The sequence below is a fragment of the Streptomyces sp. T028 genome, assembly GCF_048159505.1.
In the GTDB taxonomy this organism is placed as follows: domain Bacteria; phylum Actinomycetota; class Actinomycetes; order Streptomycetales; family Streptomycetaceae; genus Streptomyces.
On the sequence record NZ_JBLRVZ010000007.1, the window covers coordinates 114,904 to 131,483 of the forward strand.

The 16,580-nt window shown below is 67.0% G+C and carries 27 protein-coding genes; 26 read left to right on the forward strand and 1 reads right to left on the reverse strand.

Annotated features, from left to right (window positions below; all coding sequences use genetic code 11):
* The first annotated feature begins 9 nt into the window (after window positions 1-9).
* From rpsS to truA, 26 genes are all read left to right on the forward strand, one after another.
* Entirely contained in the window at window positions 10-291 is a 282-nt protein-coding gene (rpsS, locus tag ACLZN2_RS07915) for a 30S ribosomal protein S19 (RefSeq protein WP_023547380.1), read from the forward strand.
* 45 nt (window positions 292-336) lie between these two features.
* Window positions 337-684, forward strand: a complete 348-nt coding sequence (gene rplV, locus ACLZN2_RS07920; RefSeq protein ID WP_403820179.1) for a 50S ribosomal protein L22 — start codon at window positions 337-339, stop codon at window positions 682-684.
* Complete coding sequence (gene rpsC / locus ACLZN2_RS07925) at window positions 684-1,505, forward strand: 30S ribosomal protein S3 (RefSeq protein ID WP_390658130.1); 822 nt, start codon at window positions 684-686, stop codon at window positions 1,503-1,505. Before rplV ends, rpsC begins: the two co-directional genes overlap by 1 nt.
* Before the next feature lie 5 nt (window positions 1,506-1,510).
* Window positions 1,511-1,930 carry a 50S ribosomal protein L16 gene (rplP, locus tag ACLZN2_RS07930; RefSeq protein ID WP_189268842.1) on the forward strand — a complete coding sequence of 140 codons (420 nt, stop codon included), beginning with the start codon at window positions 1,511-1,513 and terminating at the stop codon, window positions 1,928-1,930.
* Window positions 1,930-2,154, forward strand: a complete 225-nt coding sequence (gene rpmC, locus ACLZN2_RS07935) for a 50S ribosomal protein L29 (RefSeq protein ID WP_355741593.1) — start codon at window positions 1,930-1,932, stop codon at window positions 2,152-2,154. The genes rplP and rpmC overlap by 1 nt, the downstream gene beginning before the upstream one ends.
* The gene (gene rpsQ / locus ACLZN2_RS07940; protein ID WP_009327090.1) at window positions 2,154-2,441 is read left to right on the forward strand and encodes a 30S ribosomal protein S17; all 288 of its coding nucleotides are present in this window, start codon (window positions 2,154-2,156) and stop codon (window positions 2,439-2,441) included. The genes rpmC and rpsQ overlap by 1 nt, the downstream gene beginning before the upstream one ends.
* A gap of 138 nt (window positions 2,442-2,579) precedes the next feature.
* Complete coding sequence (rplN, locus tag ACLZN2_RS07945; RefSeq protein WP_003998823.1) at window positions 2,580-2,948, forward strand: 50S ribosomal protein L14; 369 nt, start codon at window positions 2,580-2,582, stop codon at window positions 2,946-2,948.
* Window positions 2,949-2,950: 2 nt separating this feature from the next.
* On the forward strand, window positions 2,951-3,274 hold the full coding sequence (rplX, locus tag ACLZN2_RS07950; RefSeq protein WP_030039760.1) for a 50S ribosomal protein L24: 324 nt from the start codon (window positions 2,951-2,953) through the stop codon (window positions 3,272-3,274).
* A complete protein-coding gene (rplE, locus tag ACLZN2_RS07955; protein WP_020135807.1) occupies window positions 3,274-3,831 on the forward strand; it encodes a 50S ribosomal protein L5 in 558 nt (185 codons plus the stop codon). The genes rplX and rplE overlap by 1 nt, the downstream gene beginning before the upstream one ends.
* 5 nt (window positions 3,832-3,836) lie before the next feature.
* Window positions 3,837-4,022, forward strand: coding sequence for a type Z 30S ribosomal protein S14 (locus tag ACLZN2_RS07960; protein WP_003956452.1), 186 nt, complete (start codon window positions 3,837-3,839; stop codon window positions 4,020-4,022).
* A gap of 241 nt (window positions 4,023-4,263) precedes the next feature.
* Entirely contained in the window at window positions 4,264-4,662 is a 399-nt protein-coding gene (rpsH, locus tag ACLZN2_RS07965) for a 30S ribosomal protein S8 (protein WP_055632350.1), read from the forward strand.
* A 24-nt stretch (window positions 4,663-4,686) separates the two neighbouring features.
* On the forward strand, window positions 4,687-5,226 hold the full coding sequence (gene rplF, locus ACLZN2_RS07970) for a 50S ribosomal protein L6 (RefSeq protein ID WP_055632351.1): 540 nt from the start codon (window positions 4,687-4,689) through the stop codon (window positions 5,224-5,226).
* A gap of 3 nt (window positions 5,227-5,229) precedes the next feature.
* Window positions 5,230-5,613, forward strand: coding sequence for a 50S ribosomal protein L18 (rplR, locus tag ACLZN2_RS07975; protein ID WP_055632352.1), 384 nt, complete (start codon window positions 5,230-5,232; stop codon window positions 5,611-5,613).
* A 36-nt stretch (window positions 5,614-5,649) separates the two neighbouring features.
* The gene (gene rpsE / locus ACLZN2_RS07980) at window positions 5,650-6,255 is read left to right on the forward strand and encodes a 30S ribosomal protein S5 (protein ID WP_009190144.1); all 606 of its coding nucleotides are present in this window, start codon (window positions 5,650-5,652) and stop codon (window positions 6,253-6,255) included.
* Window positions 6,255-6,437 carry a 50S ribosomal protein L30 gene (rpmD, locus tag ACLZN2_RS07985; RefSeq protein ID WP_055632353.1) on the forward strand — a complete coding sequence of 61 codons (183 nt, stop codon included), beginning with the start codon at window positions 6,255-6,257 and terminating at the stop codon, window positions 6,435-6,437. The genes rpsE and rpmD overlap by 1 nt, the downstream gene beginning before the upstream one ends.
* Before the next feature lie 2 nt (window positions 6,438-6,439).
* Entirely contained in the window at window positions 6,440-6,895 is a 456-nt protein-coding gene (gene rplO, locus ACLZN2_RS07990) for a 50S ribosomal protein L15 (protein WP_416977663.1), read from the forward strand.
* 259 nt (window positions 6,896-7,154) lie between these two features.
* Window positions 7,155-8,468: a preprotein translocase subunit SecY gene (gene secY / locus ACLZN2_RS07995; protein WP_416977664.1), complete on the forward strand. Its 1,314-nt coding sequence runs from the start codon at window positions 7,155-7,157 to the stop codon at window positions 8,466-8,468.
* Window positions 8,468-9,130: an adenylate kinase gene (locus ACLZN2_RS08000; protein WP_416977665.1), complete on the forward strand. Its 663-nt coding sequence runs from the start codon at window positions 8,468-8,470 to the stop codon at window positions 9,128-9,130. Before secY ends, ACLZN2_RS08000 begins: the two co-directional genes overlap by 1 nt.
* Window positions 9,131-9,297: 167 nt before the next feature.
* Entirely contained in the window at window positions 9,298-10,134 is an 837-nt protein-coding gene (gene map / locus ACLZN2_RS08005) for a type I methionyl aminopeptidase (RefSeq protein ID WP_416977666.1), read from the forward strand.
* Window positions 10,135-10,285: 151 nt separating this feature from the next.
* A complete protein-coding gene (gene infA, locus ACLZN2_RS08010) occupies window positions 10,286-10,507 on the forward strand; it encodes a translation initiation factor IF-1 (RefSeq protein WP_003948620.1) in 222 nt (73 codons plus the stop codon).
* Between the two features lie 62 nt (window positions 10,508-10,569).
* Window positions 10,570-10,683 (forward strand): 50S ribosomal protein L36, encoded by a 114-nt coding sequence (gene rpmJ, locus ACLZN2_RS08015; RefSeq protein ID WP_003948619.1) that lies wholly within the window; start codon window positions 10,570-10,572, stop codon window positions 10,681-10,683.
* Between the two features lie 217 nt (window positions 10,684-10,900).
* A complete protein-coding gene (rpsM, locus tag ACLZN2_RS08020; RefSeq protein ID WP_030788235.1) occupies window positions 10,901-11,281 on the forward strand; it encodes a 30S ribosomal protein S13 in 381 nt (126 codons plus the stop codon).
* A gap of 68 nt (window positions 11,282-11,349) precedes the next feature.
* The gene (rpsK, locus tag ACLZN2_RS08025; RefSeq protein ID WP_010354218.1) at window positions 11,350-11,754 is read left to right on the forward strand and encodes a 30S ribosomal protein S11; all 405 of its coding nucleotides are present in this window, start codon (window positions 11,350-11,352) and stop codon (window positions 11,752-11,754) included.
* Window positions 11,755-11,872: 118 nt separating this feature from the next.
* On the forward strand, window positions 11,873-12,895 hold the full coding sequence (locus ACLZN2_RS08030; protein ID WP_003966937.1) for a DNA-directed RNA polymerase subunit alpha: 1,023 nt from the start codon (window positions 11,873-11,875) through the stop codon (window positions 12,893-12,895).
* A 183-nt stretch (window positions 12,896-13,078) separates the two neighbouring features.
* Window positions 13,079-13,564 (forward strand): 50S ribosomal protein L17, encoded by a 486-nt coding sequence (gene rplQ / locus ACLZN2_RS08035; RefSeq protein WP_416977667.1) that lies wholly within the window; start codon window positions 13,079-13,081, stop codon window positions 13,562-13,564.
* Window positions 13,565-13,709: 145 nt separating this feature from the next.
* Window positions 13,710-14,567 (forward strand): tRNA pseudouridine(38-40) synthase TruA, encoded by an 858-nt coding sequence (gene truA / locus ACLZN2_RS08040; protein ID WP_416977668.1) that lies wholly within the window; start codon window positions 13,710-13,712, stop codon window positions 14,565-14,567.
* A 7-nt stretch (window positions 14,568-14,574) separates the two neighbouring features.
* On the opposite strand, the gene ACLZN2_RS08045 is transcribed toward truA, so the two are convergent.
* A complete protein-coding gene (locus ACLZN2_RS08045; protein WP_416977669.1) occupies window positions 14,575-16,575 on the reverse strand; it encodes a glycosyl hydrolase family 28-related protein in 2,001 nt (666 codons plus the stop codon).
* Between the last annotated feature and the right edge of the window lie 5 nt (window positions 16,576-16,580).

Consider the following 16,580-nt stretch of genomic DNA (forward strand, 5'->3'; position numbering starts at 1 on the left):
CGGGTTTAGATGCCGCGCAGTCTCAAGAAGGGGCCCTTCGTCGACGACCACCTGATCAAGAAGGTGGACGCCCAGAACGAAGCAGGCACCAAGAACGTCATCAAGACCTGGTCCCGTCGCTCCATGATCGTGCCGGCCATGCTCGGCCACACGCTCGCGGTGCACAACGGCAAGACCCACATCCCGGTGTTCGTCACCGAGTCGATGGTCGGCCACAAGCTCGGCGAGTTCTCGCCGACGCGCACCTTCCGGGGTCACGTCAAGGAAGACCGGAAGTCGAAGCGCCGCTAGTAGCGGATCGCATTCAGACACGTAAGTAACTCTGAAGGGACAACCATGGAAGCCAGGGCCCAGGCGCGGTACATCCGCGTCACGCCCATGAAGGCCCGCCGTGTGGTGGACCTCATCCGTGGCATGGACGCCACGGAGGCTCAGGCTGTTCTGCGATTCGCTCCGCAGGCAGCCTCCGAGCCGGTCGGCAAGGTGCTCGACAGCGCCATCGCCAACGCCGCGCACAACTACGACCACACGGACGCCTCCTCGCTGTTCATCAGCGAGGCGTACGTCGACGAGGGCCCGACCCTGAAGCGGTTCCGTCCGCGCGCCCAGGGCCGTGCCTACCGGATCCGCAAGCGGACCAGCCACATCACCGTGGTCGTCGCCAGCAAGGAAGGAACCCGGTAATGGGCCAGAAGGTTAACCCGCATGGGTTCCGGCTCGGCATCACCACGGACTTCAAGTCCCGTTGGTACGCCGACAAGTCGTACAAGGACTACGTCAAGGAAGACGTCGCCATCCGTCGGATGATGACGTCCGGCATGGAGCGCGCCGGCATCTCGAAGGTGGAGATCGAGCGCACCCGTGACCGTGTCCGCGTGGACATCCACACCGCGCGTCCCGGCATCGTCATCGGCCGCCGCGGCGCCGAGGCCGACCGTATCCGCGGCGACCTGGAGAAGCTGACCAAGAAGCAGGTCCAGCTCAACATCCTCGAGGTCAAGAACCCGGAGACGGACGCTCAGCTGGTGGCCCAGGCCGTCGCCGAGCAGCTCTCCTCCCGCGTCTCCTTCCGTCGTGCCATGCGCAAGAGCATGCAGTCGGCGATGAAGGCGGGCGCCAAGGGCATCAAGATCCAGTGCGGTGGCCGCCTCGGCGGCGCCGAGATGTCCCGCTCGGAGTTCTACCGCGAGGGCCGTGTGCCCCTGCACACGCTCCGCGCGAACGTGGACTACGGCTTCTTCGAGGCCAAGACGACCTTCGGCCGCATCGGTGTGAAGGTCTGGATCTACAAGGGCGACGTCAAGAACATCGCCGAGGTCCGCGCCGAGAACGCCGCTGCCCGCGCCGGCAACCGCCCGGCCCGTGGCGGCGCCGACCGCCCGGCCCGCGGTGGCCGCGGTGGCGAGCGTGGCGGTCGCGGTCGTAAGCCGCAGCAGGCTGCTGCCGAGGCCCCCAAGGCCGAGGCTCCCGCCGCTCCGGCTGAGAGCACCGGAACGGAGGCCTGACCGACATGCTGATCCCCCGTAGGGTCAAGCACCGCAAGCAGCACCACCCGAGGCGTCGCGGTGAGGCCAAGGGCGGTACGACGGTCGCGTTCGGCGAGTACGGCATCCAGGCCCTCACGCCGGCGTACGTGACCAACCGCCAGATCGAGGCGGCCCGTATCGCGATGACCCGCCACATCAAGCGTGGCGGCAAGGTCTGGATCAACATCTACCCGGACCGCCCGCTCACGAAGAAGCCGGCCGAGACCCGCATGGGTTCCGGTAAGGGTTCCCCCGAGTGGTGGATCGCGAACGTGCACCCGGGCCGGGTCATGTTCGAGCTGTCCTACCCGAACGAGAAGATCGCCCGTGAGGCCCTGACTCGCGCCGCCCACAAGCTGCCGATGAAGTGCCGGATCGTCAAGCGCGAGGCAGGTGAAGCGTGATGTCGGTCGGCACCAAGGCGTCCGAGCTGCGCGAGCTGGGCAACGAGGAGCTTCTGGCGAAGCTCCGCGAGGCCAAGGAAGAGCTGTTCAACCTCCGCTTCCAGGCGGCGACGGGTCAGCTCGAGAACCACGGCCGTCTGAAGGCGGTCCGCAAGGACATCGCGCGGATCTACACCCTGATGCGCGAGCGTGAGCTGGGCATCGAAACGGTGGAGAGCGCCTGATGAGTGAGAACAACGTGACTGAGCAGACCGCAGAGGCGCGCGGCTTCCGCAAGACCCGTGAGGGTCTCGTCGTCAGCGACAAGATGGACAAGACCGTCGTCGTCGCCGTCGAGGACCGCGTCAAGCACGCGCTGTACGGCAAGGTCATCCGCCGTACGAACAAGCTCAAGGCGCACGACGAGCAGAACGCCGCGGGTGTCGGCGACCGCGTCCTCCTCATGGAGACCCGGCCGCTGTCCGCGACGAAGCGCTGGCGCGTCGTCGAGATCCTCGAGAAGGCCAAGTAGGTAATTCCCGCAAGGGAATTCCAAAAAGTACGTTCCTGCGGGGCATCCCTCGCAGGACAGTTCCGCCAGGCTCGGCAGGGGTTCGCCTCGTAAAGAAGCGGCCCCTGCCGGGAACCGGCAGACAAACAGGAGATAGACGTGATCCAGCAGGAGTCGCGACTGCGTGTCGCCGACAACACTGGTGCGAAGGAGATCCTTTGCATCCGTGTGCTCGGTGGCTCCGGTCGCCGCTACGCGGGCATCGGTGACGTCATCGTCGCCACCGTCAAGGACGCGATCCCCGGTGGCAACGTGAAGAAGGGTGACGTCGTCAAGGCGGTCATCGTTCGCACCGTCAAGGAGCGCCGTCGTCCGGACGGCTCGTACATCCGCTTCGACGAGAACGCCGCCGTCATTCTGAAGAACGACGGCGACCCTCGCGGCACCCGCATCTTCGGCCCGGTCGGCCGTGAGCTGCGCGAGAAGAAGTTCATGAAGATCATCTCGCTCGCGCCGGAGGTGCTGTAAGCATGAAGATCAAGAAGGGCGACCTGGTCCAGGTCATCACCGGTAAGGACAAGGGCAAGCAGGGCAAGGTCATCGCGGCCTTCCCCCGCGAGGACCGTGTCCTGGTCGAGGGTGTCAACCGGGTCAAGAAGCACACCAAGGCCGGCCCGACCGCCAAGGGCTCGCAGGCCGGTGGCATCGTCACGACCGAGGCGCCGATCCACGTCTCCAACGTCCAGCTGGTCGTGGAGAAGGACGGCAACAAGGTCGTCACGCGTGTCGGTTACCGCTTCGACGACGAGGGCAACAAGATCCGCGTTGCCAAGCGGACGGGTGAGGACATCTGATGGCTACCACCACCACTCCGCGTCTCAAGACGAAGTACCGCGAGGAGATCGCGGGCAAGCTGCGTGACGAGTTCAAGTACGAGAACGTCATGCAGATCCCCGGCCTCGTCAAGATCGTGGTCAACATGGGTGTCGGCGACGCCGCCCGTGACTCGAAGCTGATCGAGGGCGCGATCCGCGACCTGACCACCATCACCGGTCAGAAGCCGGCCGTCACCAAGGCCCGCAAGTCCATCGCGCAGTTCAAGCTGCGTGAGGGCCAGCCGATCGGTGCCCACGTCACGCTCCGTGGCGACCGCATGTGGGAGTTCCTGGACCGCACCCTGTCGCTCGCGCTGCCGCGCATCCGCGACTTCCGTGGTCTGTCCCCCAAGCAGTTCGACGGCCGTGGCAACTACACCTTCGGTCTCACGGAGCAGGTCATGTTCCACGAGATCGACCAGGACAAGATCGACCGCACCCGGGGTATGGACATCACCGTGGTGACCACGGCGACCAACGACGCTGAGGGCCGCGCGCTCCTTCGTCACCTCGGCTTCCCCTTCAAGGAGGCGTGAGCGAGATGGCGAAGAAGGCTCTGATCGCTAAGGCTGCTCGCAAGCCCAAGTTCGGTGTGCGCGCGTACACCCGCTGCCAGCGCTGCGGCCGTCCGCACTCCGTGTACCGCAAGTTCGGCCTCTGCCGCGTGTGCCTTCGTGAGATGGCTCACCGTGGCGAGCTGCCGGGCGTGACCAAGAGCTCCTGGTAATCCCCCTATTTAGGGGTTCCGGAGGCTCTCGGTAAGCAATGGGCGTGTCAGGCGCCCACCTCCCCATGGCTTAGGCTTGGGGGGTTGGGCGCCTGACGGTCGCCCGTACGCACGCGGACAGCTGTCCGCTGATGACTGCTTACTACGCCGTAGGTCCACCGCGCCGCACCCGTCCCGTCTCGGATCGGGGAGAGGGATGGCGCACCAGGAAACCCCGGCGAGAGAGGCCACAGGCCAATTCATGACCATGACTGATCCGATCGCAGACATGCTGACTCGTCTGCGGAACGCGAACTCGGCGTACCACGACTCCGTGACGATGCCGGCGTCCAAGATCAAGTCTCACATCGCGGAGATCCTCCAGCAGGAGGGCTTCATCACCGGCTGGCGCGTCGAGGACGCCGAGGTCGGCAAGAACCTCACCCTCGAGCTGAAGTTCGGCCCGAACCGTGAGCGCTCCATCGCGGGCATCAAGCGGATCTCCAAGCCCGGTCTCCGGGTGTACGCGAAGTCCACCTCCCTGCCGAAGGTGCTCGGCGGCCTCGGCGTGGCGATCATCTCCACGTCGCACGGGCTCCTCACCGACAAGCAGGCCGGCAAGAAGGGCGTGGGTGGGGAAGTCCTCGCCTACGTCTGGTAGCAGAAGGGAACGGAGGAAACAGCTATGTCGCGCATCGGCAAGCTCCCCATCGCGGTTCCCGCCGGCGTGGACGTCACCATCGACGGCCGGACCGTGTCGGTCAAGGGCCCCAAGGGCACGCTGACCCACACCGTCGTGGCACCGATCGACATCGCCAAGGGCGAGGACGGCACTCTCCAGGTGACCCGCCCCAACGACGAGCGTCAGAGCAAGGCCCTGCACGGCCTGTCCCGCACGCTGGTGGCGAACATGATCACCGGCGTGACCCAGGGTTACGTGAAGAAGCTCGAGATCAGCGGTGTCGGTTACCGCGTGACCGCAAAGGGCTCGAACCTCGAGTTCGCGCTCGGTTACAGCCACCCGATCCTGGTCGAGGCCCCCGAGGGCATCACCTTCAAGGTCGAGGCTCCGACCCGTTTCTCGGTCGAGGGCATCGACAAGCAGAAGGTCGGCGAGGTCGCGGCCAACATCCGCAAGCTGCGCAAGCCCGACCCGTACAAGGCCAAGGGCGTCAAGTACGAGGGCGAAGTCATCCGCCGCAAGGTCGGAAAGGCGGGTAAGTAAGCCATGGCATACGGACAGAAGATCCTGAAGGGCGACGCCTACAAGCGCGCCGCGATCAAGCGCCGCCACATCCGGATCCGCAAGCGGATCTCCGGTACGGCGGAGCGTCCCCGTCTGGTCGTTACCCGCTCGAACCGCCACATCGTGGCCCAGGTGATCGACGACATCAAGGGTCACACCCTGGCGTCGGCGTCCACCCTGGACACCTCGGTACGTGGTGGCGAGGGCGACAAGTCCGCGCAGGCCAAGCAGGTCGGCGCCCTGGTCGCCGAGCGTGCCAAGGCCGCCGGCGTCGAGGCTGTCGTGTTCGACCGTGGTGGTAACCAGTACGCCGGGCGCATCGCCGCCCTGGCGGACGCCGCCCGCGAGGCCGGGCTCAAGTTCTGAGCCGCTTGTAGCTAGCGGAAAGAGAGAGGTAATCCAATGGCTGGACCCCAGCGCCGCGGTGGCGGTGCCGGTGGCGGCGAGCGGCGGGACCGGAAGGGCCGTGACGGCGGCGCTGCTGCCGCCGAGAAGACCGCGTACGTTGAGCGCGTTGTCGCGATCAACCGCGTCGCCAAGGTTGTGAAGGGTGGTCGTCGCTTCAGCTTCACCGCGCTGGTCGTGGTGGGCGACGGTGACGGCACCGTGGGTGTCGGTTACGGCAAGGCCAAGGAGGTGCCGGCCGCCATCGCCAAGGGCGTTGAGGAGGCCAAGAAGCACTTCTTCAAGGTCCCCCGTATCCAGGGCACCATCCCCCACCCCATCCAGGGTGAGAAGGCTGCCGGCGTCGTGCTGCTCAAGCCCGCGTCCCCCGGTACCGGCGTTATCGCCGGTGGCCCGGTGCGTGCCGTGCTCGAGTGCGCCGGTATCCACGACGTGCTGTCGAAGTCGCTCGGCTCCGACAACGCGATCAACATCGTGCACGCGACCGTGGAGGCCCTGAAGGGCCTGCAGCGTCCCGAGGAGATCGCGGCCCGCCGCGGTCTGCCGCTCGAGGACGTCGCCCCCGCGGCTCTGCTTCGTGCGCGTGCGGGAGCGGGTGCGTAATGGCTCGCCTCAAGATCACGCAGACGAAGTCGTACATCGGCAGCAAGCAGAACCACCGTGAGACCCTGCGCTCGCTCGGGCTGAAGCGCCTGAACGACGTGGTCGTCAAGGAGGACCGCCCCGAGTTCCGCGGCATGGTGCACACCGTCCGCCACCTCGTGACGGTCGAGGAGGTCGACTGATCATGGCGGAAAGCAACCCGCTCAAGATCCACAACCTCCGTCCCGCCCCGGGCGCCAAGACCGCCAAGACCCGTGTCGGTCGTGGTGAGGCGTCGAAGGGTAAGACGGCCGGTCGTGGTACGAAGGGCACGAAGGCCCGTTACCAGGTTCCGGAGCGCTTCGAGGGTGGCCAGATGCCGCTCCACATGCGCCTCCCGAAGCTGAAGGGCTTCAAGAACCCGTTCAAGACCGAGTTCCAGGTCGTGAACCTCGACAAGCTGGCCGCGCTGTACCCCGAGGGTGGCGAGGTCACCGTCGAGGGTCTCGTCGCCAAGGGTGCCGTTCGCAAGAACGCGCTCGTCAAGGTGCTCGGCCAGGGCGAGATCTCCGTGGCGCTGCAGGTGACGGTCGACGCCGTCTCCGGCTCCGCCAAGGAGAAGATCACCGCCGCCGGCGGTACCGTCACCGAGCTCGTCTGACCACATCAGGCGTCTCGATGACTTGAGCGATCCCGACCGGGGATACCCCACAAATGGGGTATCCCCGGTTGGTCGTTCCTAGGGCGGCGGTGTCGCGGGTAAGGTGACCTGCACTGCCCACTTTTCACAAGGTTCTCTCATGGGGGCACCTTGAGCGGCAGTCGGCCGTTACTCATGTCGTTGTCGTTTGTCGTTGTTCTTATTCGACCTTCAAGACCGTCACCCTTGACGCAGATGCGCGGGGGTCGCAGGAGGCACCGTGCTCACCGCGTTCGCCCGGGCGTTCAGGACGCCCGACCTGCGCAAGAAGCTGCTCTTCACGCTCGCCATCATCGTGGTCTACCGGGTCGGTACGCATGTCCCGATCCCCGGCGTCGACTACACGTCCGTCCAGCGCTGCGTCGACGAGGCGTCCGGCAACCAGGGCCTCTTCGGTCTGGTGAACATGTTCAGCGGCGGCGCGCTGCTGCAGATCACGGTCTTCGCGCTGGGCATCATGCCGTACATCACGGCGAGCATCATCCTTCAGCTGCTGACCGTGGTCATCCCGCGTCTGGAAGCCCTCAAGAAGGAGGGCTCGGCCGGCACCACGAAGATCACGCAGTACACCCGTTACCTCACGGTGGCGCTGGCCATCCTGCAGGGCACCGGCCTGGTGGCCACCGCCCGCAGTGGCGCCCTGTTCTCCGGCTGCACCGTCGCCAGCCAGATCGTCCCGGACCGCGCGATCTTCACCACCATCGTGATGGTCGTCTGCATGACCGCCGGTACGGCCGTCGTCATGTGGCTCGGTGAGCTCATCACCGACCGCGGCATCGGCAACGGCATGTCGATCCTGATGTTCATCTCGATCGCCGCGACCTTCCCCTCCGCGCTGTGGGCCATCAAGAAGCAGGGCACCCTGGCGGACGGCTGGATCGAGTTCGGCACGGTCGTCGCGGTCGGCCTGGTGATGGTCGCCCTGGTCGTCTTCGTCGAGCAGGCCCAGCGCCGGATCCCCGTGCAGTACGCCAAGCGCATGATCGGCCGCCGGTCCTACGGCGGTACGTCGACGTACATCCCGCTCAAGGTGAACCAGGCCGGTGTGATTCCGGTCATCTTCGCCTCGTCGCTGCTCTACATCCCGGCCCTCGTGGCGCAGTTCTCCAGCGGCAACTCCAGCTGGAAGACCTGGATCGAGGCCAACCTGACCAAGGGTGACCACCCGATCTACATCAGCATCTACTTCCTGCTGATCGTGTTCTTCGCCTTCTTCTACGTCGCGATCTCCTTCAACCCCGAGGAAGTCGCCGACAACATGAAGAAGTATGGTGGCTTCATCCCGGGCATCCGGGCTGGCCGACCGACCGCTGAGTACCTCTCCTACGTGCTCAACCGGATCACCTGGCCGGGTTCGCTGTACTTGGGCCTGATCGCTCTCGTCCCGACGATGGCGTTGGTCGGTTTCGATGCAAACCAGAACTTCCCGTTCGGCGGGACCAGCATCCTGATCATCGTGGGTGTCGGTCTTGAGACGGTGAAGCAGATCGAGAGCCAGCTCCAGCAGCGCAATTACGAAGGGTTCCTCCGCTGATGCGAATCGTGCTCGTCGGGCCGCCGGGTGCCGGAAAGGGGACGCAGGCCGCGTTCCTGGCCAAGAACTTGTCGATCCCGCACATCTCCACGGGCGACCTGTTCCGCGCCAACATCAGCCGGCAGACGGAGCTCGGGAAGCTCGCCAAGTCCTACATGGACGCGGGCAATCTCGTCCCGGACGAGGTCACCATCGGGATGGCCAAGGACCGCATGGAGCAGCCCGACGCCGAGGGCGGTTTCCTGCTGGACGGCTTCCCGCGCAACGTCTCCCAGGCCGAGGCGCTCGACGAGGTGCTCCAGTCCGAGGACATGAAGCTCGACGCGGTCCTGGACCTGGAGGTCCCCGAGGAAGAGGTCGTCAAGCGGATCGCCGGGCGCCGGATCTGCCGCAAGGACTCCAGCCACGTCTTCCACGTCACCTACAGCCCGCCGAAGCAGGAGGGCGTCTGCGACGTCTGTGGCGGCGAGCTGTACCAGCGGGACGACGACACCGAGGACACCGTCCGCACGCGGCTCGAGGTCTACCACACCCAGACCGAACCGATCATCGACTACTACAAGGCGCAGGGGCTGGTCGTCACCATCTCCGCGCTGGGCAAGGTCGAGGAGGTCACGGCTCGCGCCATGGGCGCGCTGCAGCGTGACGAGGCCGGCCGGTAGCGGCGTTCGCGTCTCCGTTCTGCGTGAAGAAGCCCCCGTCGTCCCCTCAGGGACGACGGGGGCTTCTTTCTTCCTGGGCATGACACCTTTGCCGTTTCGGCGTACGTCTGTGCGTACGCGTATCCTGGAGCGCCGCGAATACCAGTGGCCAGGAGGCGCAACCGATCATGGTGCAGATCAAGACCCCCGAGCAGATCGCGAAGATGCGGGCGGCGGGGCTGGTCGTCGCCGCCATCCACGCGGCGACGCGGGAAGCGGCGGTGCCGGGGGCGACGACGAAGGACCTGGACGAGGTCGCGCGCAAGGTGCTCGCCGAGCACGGGGCGAAGTCGAACTTCCTCGGTTACGGCGGTTTCCCGGCGACGATCTGCACCTCGGCGAACGACGTGGTCGTCCATGGCATCCCGTCCGACGAGGTGGTCCTCAAGGACGGCGACATCATCTCCATCGACTGTGGCGCGATCGTGGACGGCTGGCACGGGGACGCGGCGTACACGGCGTTCGTGGGCTCCGGTCACGCCCCGGAGCTGATCGAGCTCTCCCGGGTGACGGAGGAGTCGATGTGGGCCGGCATCGCCGCGATGAAGCCCGGCAACCGGCTCGTCGACGTCTCGCGGGCGATCGAGACGTACATCCGCCGTCAGCCCAAGCCGGGCGGCGGCCGCTACGGGATCATCGAGGACTACGGCGGCCACGGCATCGGCACCGAGATGCACATGGACCCGCATCTGCTGAACTACGTCGACCGACGCCGGGGCAAGGGCCCCAAGCTGGTCCCCGGCTTCTGCCTGGCGATCGAGCCGATGGTGTCCCTGGGCACCCCGAAGACGGAGGTCCTGGAGGACGACTGGACCGTCATCACGACGGACGGCACGTGGTCCTCGCACTGGGAGCACTCCGTCGCCCTGACGGCGGACGGGCCGCTGGTTCTGACGGCGCCCGACTGCGGCAAGGCGAAGCTGGCGGAGCATGGTGTGACCGCGGCGCCGGATCCGCTGGCATAAGGATCACCCCCGTGGGGCACACTTCCTCGATTCGTGTTTCTCGGGGCGCTGACGTAGACTGACTCGTCGGCTCTCGTGTACCCGCATGTCCGCATGCGGCCCGCAAGGGGACGAGAGAGTCGATCAAGGTAGTCGATTCGAAGGGCGAAGCGTGGCCAAGAAGCAAGGTGCCATCGAGATCGAGGGCACTGTCGTCGAGTCTCTGCCGAACGCCATGTTCAAGGTCGAGCTCCAGAACGGCCACCAGGTCCTGGCACACATCAGCGGCAAGATGCGCATGCACTACATCCGCATCCTCCCTGACGACCGGGTCGTGGTGGAGCTGTCTCCGTACGACCTGACGCGTGGCCGGATCGTCTACCGCTACAAGTAGATCTTGCCCACGCCCCGCGTGAGCGGGGCCGCCGGCAACTGACCCGGAGAACCTCACATCCCATGAAGGTCAAGCCGAGCGTCAAGAAGATCTGCGACAAGTGCAGGGTGATCCGCCGTCACGGTCGGGTCATGATCATCTGCGACAACCCGCGCCACAAGCAGCGCCAGGGCTGATCGCAGCCGATCACACCCTCTGCATCGATATCGCAGAGACTTCGCGCGACGCGAGCTGAATATGTTCATACGCAGGACCCAGGCGGGGGTTTCTTCTTGCCTGACACCCCCGGTTCGGAGGCCGGGGACCCAGCCGTACCAAGTCTTCGAAGGGAAGAGGCCGGCGGCTGGGATCCGGTTCTGTGGAAGACCTCCGAAGATCACCAGGAGCCATTGAATGGCACGCGTTTCCGGTGTTGACATCCCGCGCGACAAGCGCGTGGAGGTCGCCCTCACCTACGTGTTCGGCATCGGCCGGACCCTCTCGCAGGAGACGCTGGCTGCGACCGGCGTCGACCCGAACACCCGTGTTCGCGACCTGTCCGAAGAGCAGCTGGTCGCCATCCGCGAGTACGTGGACAACAACATCAAGACCGAGGGTGACCTCCGTCGCGAGATCCAGGCCGACATCCGCCGCAAGGTCGAGATCGGCTGCTACCAGGGTCTCCGTCACCGTCGTGGTCTGCCCGTCCGCGGTCAGCGCACCAGCACCAACGCCCGCACCCGCAAGGGCCCGCGTCGCGCCATCGCCGGCAAGAAGAAGCCGGGCAAGAAGTAGTCCACAGCGGACTTCGCCGTCCAGCGGTCTTCGCTGTAGGACCGACCACCTCCCGTAGGAGTTTGTAGATGCCCCCCAAGGGACGTCAGGGCGCTGCCAAGAAGGTGCGCCGCAAGGAAAAGAAGAACGTCGCGCACGGCCAGGCGCACATCAAGAGCACGTTCAACAACACGATCGTGTCCATCACGGACCCGGCCGGAAACGTGATCTCCTGGGCCTCCGCCGGCCACGTCGGCTTCAAGGGCTCGCGCAAGTCCACGCCGTTCGCCGCGCAGATGGCCGCCGAGTCGGCTGCCCGTCGCGCGCAGGAGCACGGCATGCGCAAGGTCGACGTCTTCGTCAAGGGCCCGGGCGCCGGTCGTGAGACCGCGATCCGTTCCCTGCAGGCCACGGGCCTCGAGGTCGGCTCCATCCAGGACGTCACCCCGACCCCGCACAACGGCTGCCGTCCGCCGAAGCGTCGCCGCGTCTGACGCACGGTTGTCTTGAGGCTACGGGCGGTACGGCTCCATAAAGGGTCGTATCGCCCGTACCCTTGCAGTACAGAGTCGGGCGTCAAATAGCGGGCGCCCCTGACTGAAGGAACACAACATGCTGATCGCTCAGCGTCCCTCGTTGACCGAAGAGGTCGTCGACGAGTTCCGCTCCCGGTTCGTGATCGAGCCGCTGGAGCCGGGCTTCGGCTACACCCTCGGCAACTCCCTGCGCCGTACGCTCCTGTCGTCGATCCCGGGTGCGGCGGTCACGTCGATCCGTATCGACGGTGTCCTGCACGAGTTCACCACCGTGCCGGGCGTCAAGGAGGACGTCACCGACCTGATCCTCAACATCAAGCAGCTGGTCGTGTCGTCCGAGCACGACGAGCCCGTTGTGATGTACCTGCGCAAGCAGGGTCCGGGTCTGGTCACCGCCGCCGACATCGCGCCCCCGGCCGGTGTCGAGGTGCACAACCCCGACCTCGTCCTCGCCACGCTCAACGGCAAGGGCAAGCTGGAGATGGAGCTGACGGTCGAGCGCGGCCGCGGTTACGTCTCCGCCGTGCAGAACAAGCAGGTGGGCCAGGAGATCGGCCGTATCCCGGTCGACTCCATCTACTCGCCGGTTCTGAAGGTCACGTACAAGGTCGAGGCCACGCGTGTCGAGCAGCGCACCGACTTCGACAAGCTGATCGTCGACGTCGAGACCAAGCAGGCGATGCGTCCGCGTGACGCCATGGCCTCCGCCGGTAAGACCCTGGTCGAGCTGTTCGGTCTCGCCCGCGAGCTGAACATCGACGCCGAGGGCATCGACATGGGTCCGTCCCCGACGGACGCCGCCCTCGCCGCCGACCTGGCGCTGCCGATCGAGGAGCTGGAGCTCACCGTTCGGTCGTACAACTGCCTCAAGCGTGAGGGCATCCACTCCGTGGGTGAGCTCGTCGCCCGCTCCGAGGCCGACCTCCTCGACATTCGTAACTTCGGTGCGAAGTCCATCGACGAGGTCAAGGCGAAGCTGGCCGGTATGGGCCTGGCCCTGAAGGACAGCCCGCCCGGGTTCGACCCGACCGCTGCGGCGGACGCGTTCGGCGCCGATGACGATGCGGACGCCGGGTTCGTGGAGACCGAGCAGTACTGATCGGTTTCGTCTGCGGGTGCGCTGTGGCTGGTCGCGCCCACGCGGCGGTAGCCGCAAATTGACAGGGCCCCGCGCCCCTTCCAGGCCCCCTTCGGGGGGCCTGGATCTCCGACGGGCGCCCGCCCGCTCGGATACTGACCCCGGTACCTAGTACGGCCGGGGCAGACACACAGGAGAAGAACCATGCCGAAGCCCACCAAGGGTGCCCGTCTGGGCGGCAGTGCCGCGCACGAGAAGCTGCTGCTCGCGAACCTCGCGAAGAGCCTTTTCGAGCACGGCCGTATCACCACCACCGAGGCGAAGGCCCGCCGTCTGCGGCCGTACGCCGAGCGTCTGGTGACCAAGGCGAAGAAGGGCGACCTTCACAACCGCCGTCAGGTGCTCCAGGTCATCACGGACAAGAGCGTCGTCCACACGCTCTTCACCGAGATCGGCCCGCGCTACGAGAACCGTCCGGGTGGCTACACCCGTATCACCAAGATCGGTAACCGCCGTGGCGACAACGCGCCCATGGCTGTCATCGAGCTGGTCGAGGCGCTGACCGTGGCGCAGCAGGCGACCGGTGAGGCCGAGGCCGCCACCAAGCGTGCGGTCAAGGAGGCCGAGGAGGCCAAGGTCGAGGAGACCCAGGCCGACGAGGCTCCCGCCGAGGAGTCCAAGGACGTGTAAGCGTTCCGCCGGGGGCTGTTTCGTTGGCGGGTGCGGCTTCGTCGTGGCTTGTCGCGCAGTTCCCCGCGCCCCTGAGGGGGCGCGTCAGTGGGCCCGTTCCTTTCGAGGGGCGGGCCCGCTTTTGTGTTCCTGAGAGGATCTCTGTGTGAGTGACGAAGTACAGCCCGGGTTCGTGCGGGTACGTCTCGACCTGTCCTACGACGGGAGCGAGTTCTCCGGGTGGGCCAAGCAGGCCGGGGGGCGGCGGACCGTGCAGGGGGAGATCGAGGACGCTCTGCGGACCGTCACGCGGTCCAGGGAGACCTACGAGCTGACCGTGGCGGGGCGGACCGATGCCGGGGTGCACGCTCGGGGGCAGGTCGCCCATGTCGATCTGCCGGAGGGTGTCTGGCGTGAGCATCACGAGAAGCTGCTGAAGCGGCTTGCCGGGCGGTTGCCGCGGGATGTGCGGGTGTGGGCGCTCAGGGAGGCTCCCCGTGGCTTCAACGCCCGCTTCTCGGCCGTCTGGCGGCGGTATGCCTATCGGGTGACGGACAACCCGGGGGGTGTGGATCCGCTGCTGCGCAACCATGTGCTGTGGCACGACTGGCCGCTCGATGTCGATGCCATGAACGAGGCCGCTCAGCGGTTGCTCGGGGAGCATGACTTCGCCGCCTACTGCAAGCGGCGGGAGGGGGCCACCACCATTCGGACCCTTCAGGAGCTGACGCTGGTCAAGGGTGGTGACGGGATCATCACCGCCACCGTGCGGGCCGATGCCTTCTGTCACAACATGGTGCGGTCGTTGATCGGGGCGTTGTTGTTCGTGGGGGACGGGCATCGGGGGGCCGAGTGGCCGGGGAAGGTGCTGGCCGCGGGGGTGCGGGACTCCGCCGTGCATGTCGTACGGCCGCACGGGCTGACGCTGGAGGAGGTCGGCTATCCGGCCGACGAGCTCCTGGCCGCCCGGAGCAGGGAGGCCCGGAACAAGCGGACGCTGCCCGGTGCCGCCGGATGCTGCTGACCTGCCCTTAGGCCGGGTCCACGATCAGCCAGGCGACCGTTGAGGTGTCGCCGGCCATGCCCTTCACCGTGAAGGACGTGCCGGGGGTGCGGGAGGCGACGTAGGCCACGCCGGAGGGGGTGCCGGCGGGGGACTGGACCGTCAGGAAGATGCGGCTGGTGGCGGTGACGGCGGTCGTGGGGACGGTGACCGGCGTGGTGCCGTTGAGGGCTACGGTGCCCATCTTCGCGTTGGTGCCCTCCTTGACCTTGATGCCCTTCCCGGCCAGTCCTACGACGATGTCGGCGTCGGCGCTGCCGATCTGGGCGGTGCCGAGGCGGCCCCAGCTGGTGTCCCGGCCGGTGCTGCCGCCCGGGCCGAAGGTCTGGGTGCCGTTGATCTCCATCGCGAAGCGGTTGACGGTGTCGCCGGTGATCCGGGACTGGAAGGCGCGGGAGGCCGTGTCGGCGCCGGTGATCGCGTAGCCCTGGCCGGAGGGGCGGTTCTGGATGACGTTGACGCCGGGGTCGGCGCTCGCGTTGACCGTGACGCCGGGGGTGGTGAGGGCGACGCGGCCGCTGGTGCGGCTGACGGTGAGGGGGGTGTCGAGGACCGTGCCGTCGTCGGAGTGGCGGACGAGGGCGAAGTCGGAGCCGTCGCCGGAGCCGGACTCGGCGGCGTCGGTGGTGCGCAGGGTCCAGCGGCGGCTCTTGCCGCGGGTCCAGAACTCCAGGTCACGGGGGGTGCCGGCGGCTCCGGAGATCATGTGGACGTCGTGTTTGTCCCACTCGATGCCCGATGCCTTGTGGGTGCCGGAGATCACGCCGCTGTGGCGGACGACGACCGCTCCGAGGTCCTGGAAGGGGGCGGTCGTACCGACGTACTCGCCGCCGACCACCGAGACGTTGCTCACGGAGTTCAGCGCGGAGGTGGTGATGCCGTAGGCGGGGGAGTGGGCGCCGGTGTTGTCGTCGTCGCGGCCGGTGGAGGTGGAGCAGCCGGTGAGGACGACGCCCTCGGCGGACTCGCCGGTGACGGTGAAGCCGGAGTAGGGGACGAGGGAGGTCGCGGTCTCCTTGCCGTCGCGCTTGGCGAGGCAGCCGAGGAGCTGGAGGAAACGGCCGCCGGGGGAGCTGGCGAGGTGGAAACCGTCGCGGCCGTTGCGGTCGGTGTTGCAGCCGATCATCACCATCGAGTAGTTGATCCCGGTGATGTGGTAGCCGTGCTGGGCGTTCCACTCGGAGCGGCAGTCGACCATGGTGACGGCGTTGGGGTTGAGGATGTCGTAGCCGTGGCCGTTGTTGCCCTGGGAGTAGCACTGGAACAGGTCGGCGTCGACCAGGCCGCCGCCGGTGCCCGTGGAGTCGCCCCAGGTGAAGCCGTGGCCGTCGTTGTCGACGGTGTGGACCTGGTTGAGCTGGAAGGCGGCGGCGTTCTGGGCGTTCAGACCGTGGCCGGTGAAGCGCCAGATCGTCACCTTGTCCATGCCGACGTCCTTGACGCCGGGGGTGATCCGGATGCCGTCGACGGCGGTGCCGGTGGAGTCCTTCTGGCCGCGGCCGTCGAGGGCGAGGCCGTGGAGGCGGGGGCCGCCGCCGTATGCCGAGTTCTCGTACGTCCCCTGCGCCGGGGCCGGGTCGACGACGATCAGGGCCTCGCCGGTGAAGTTGCCGATGCCGGGGCGCAGGTAGGAGGCGGTCATGTTGGTGCGGACGGGGAAGTGCGGGTTCCAGTCGCCGCGCAGGGTGACGCCCAGCCGCAGGCGGAGCGGGGAGGCGAGCCGGTACGTGCCGGGCGGGAGGTAGACCGTGCCGCCCTGGCCGGCCGTGTCGATCGCCTTCTGGATGGCGGGCGCGTCGTCGGCCTTGTCGTCGCCGAGGGCCCCGTACGCCGTGTCCCTCACGTTCAGCCAGCCCGCGCCGGTGTCGGCGGCCGTGGCCCTCTGCGCGGTGACGATCGACGTGGCGAGGGCGGCGCCGGTGAGACCGGAGGCGCCGGCGAGGAGGCTGCGTCGGGTCGTGGCGCTCATGGCGT

Bases quoted from the DNA above. Each gene is read 5' to 3' on its own strand.
- rpsK (WP_010354218.1), top strand. From the start codon at position 11,350: ATGCCCCCCAAGGGACGTCAGGGCGCTGCCAAGAAGGTGCGCCGCAAG.
- rplF (WP_055632351.1), top strand. From the start codon at position 4,687: ATGTCGCGCATCGGCAAGCTCCCCATCGCGGTTCCCGCCGGCGTGGAC.
- rpsE (WP_009190144.1), top strand. From the start codon at position 5,650: ATGGCTGGACCCCAGCGCCGCGGTGGCGGTGCCGGTGGCGGCGAGCGG.
- ACLZN2_RS07960 (WP_003956452.1), top strand. From the start codon at position 3,837: ATGGCGAAGAAGGCTCTGATCGCTAAGGCTGCTCGCAAGCCCAAGTTC.
- rpsC (WP_390658130.1), top strand. From the start codon at position 684: ATGGGCCAGAAGGTTAACCCGCATGGGTTCCGGCTCGGCATCACCACG.
- rplE (WP_020135807.1), top strand. From the start codon at position 3,274: ATGGCTACCACCACCACTCCGCGTCTCAAGACGAAGTACCGCGAGGAG.
- rpsH (WP_055632350.1), top strand. From the start codon at position 4,264: ATGACCATGACTGATCCGATCGCAGACATGCTGACTCGTCTGCGGAAC.
- rpmD (WP_055632353.1), top strand. From the start codon at position 6,255: ATGGCTCGCCTCAAGATCACGCAGACGAAGTCGTACATCGGCAGCAAG.
- rplO (WP_416977663.1), top strand. From the start codon at position 6,440: ATGGCGGAAAGCAACCCGCTCAAGATCCACAACCTCCGTCCCGCCCCG.
- rplX (WP_030039760.1), top strand. From the start codon at position 2,951: ATGAAGATCAAGAAGGGCGACCTGGTCCAGGTCATCACCGGTAAGGAC.
- rplQ (WP_416977667.1), top strand. From the start codon at position 13,079: ATGCCGAAGCCCACCAAGGGTGCCCGTCTGGGCGGCAGTGCCGCGCAC.
- rpmJ (WP_003948619.1), top strand. From the start codon at position 10,570: ATGAAGGTCAAGCCGAGCGTCAAGAAGATCTGCGACAAGTGCAGGGTG.
- rpmC (WP_355741593.1), top strand. From the start codon at position 1,930: ATGTCGGTCGGCACCAAGGCGTCCGAGCTGCGCGAGCTGGGCAACGAG.
- ACLZN2_RS08000 (WP_416977665.1), top strand. From the start codon at position 8,468: ATGCGAATCGTGCTCGTCGGGCCGCCGGGTGCCGGAAAGGGGACGCAG.
- rpsQ (WP_009327090.1), top strand. From the start codon at position 2,154: ATGAGTGAGAACAACGTGACTGAGCAGACCGCAGAGGCGCGCGGCTTC.
- ACLZN2_RS08045 (WP_416977669.1), bottom strand. From the start codon at position 16,575: ATGAGCGCCACGACCCGACGCAGCCTCCTCGCCGGCGCCTCCGGTCTC.
- rpsM (WP_030788235.1), top strand. From the start codon at position 10,901: ATGGCACGCGTTTCCGGTGTTGACATCCCGCGCGACAAGCGCGTGGAG.
- rplP (WP_189268842.1), top strand. From the start codon at position 1,511: ATGCTGATCCCCCGTAGGGTCAAGCACCGCAAGCAGCACCACCCGAGG.
- ACLZN2_RS08030 (WP_003966937.1), top strand. From the start codon at position 11,873: ATGCTGATCGCTCAGCGTCCCTCGTTGACCGAAGAGGTCGTCGACGAG.
- rplV (WP_403820179.1), top strand. From the start codon at position 337: ATGGAAGCCAGGGCCCAGGCGCGGTACATCCGCGTCACGCCCATGAAG.
- rplR (WP_055632352.1), top strand. From the start codon at position 5,230: ATGGCATACGGACAGAAGATCCTGAAGGGCGACGCCTACAAGCGCGCC.
- rpsS (WP_023547380.1), top strand. From the start codon at position 10: ATGCCGCGCAGTCTCAAGAAGGGGCCCTTCGTCGACGACCACCTGATC.
- map (WP_416977666.1), top strand. From the start codon at position 9,298: ATGGTGCAGATCAAGACCCCCGAGCAGATCGCGAAGATGCGGGCGGCG.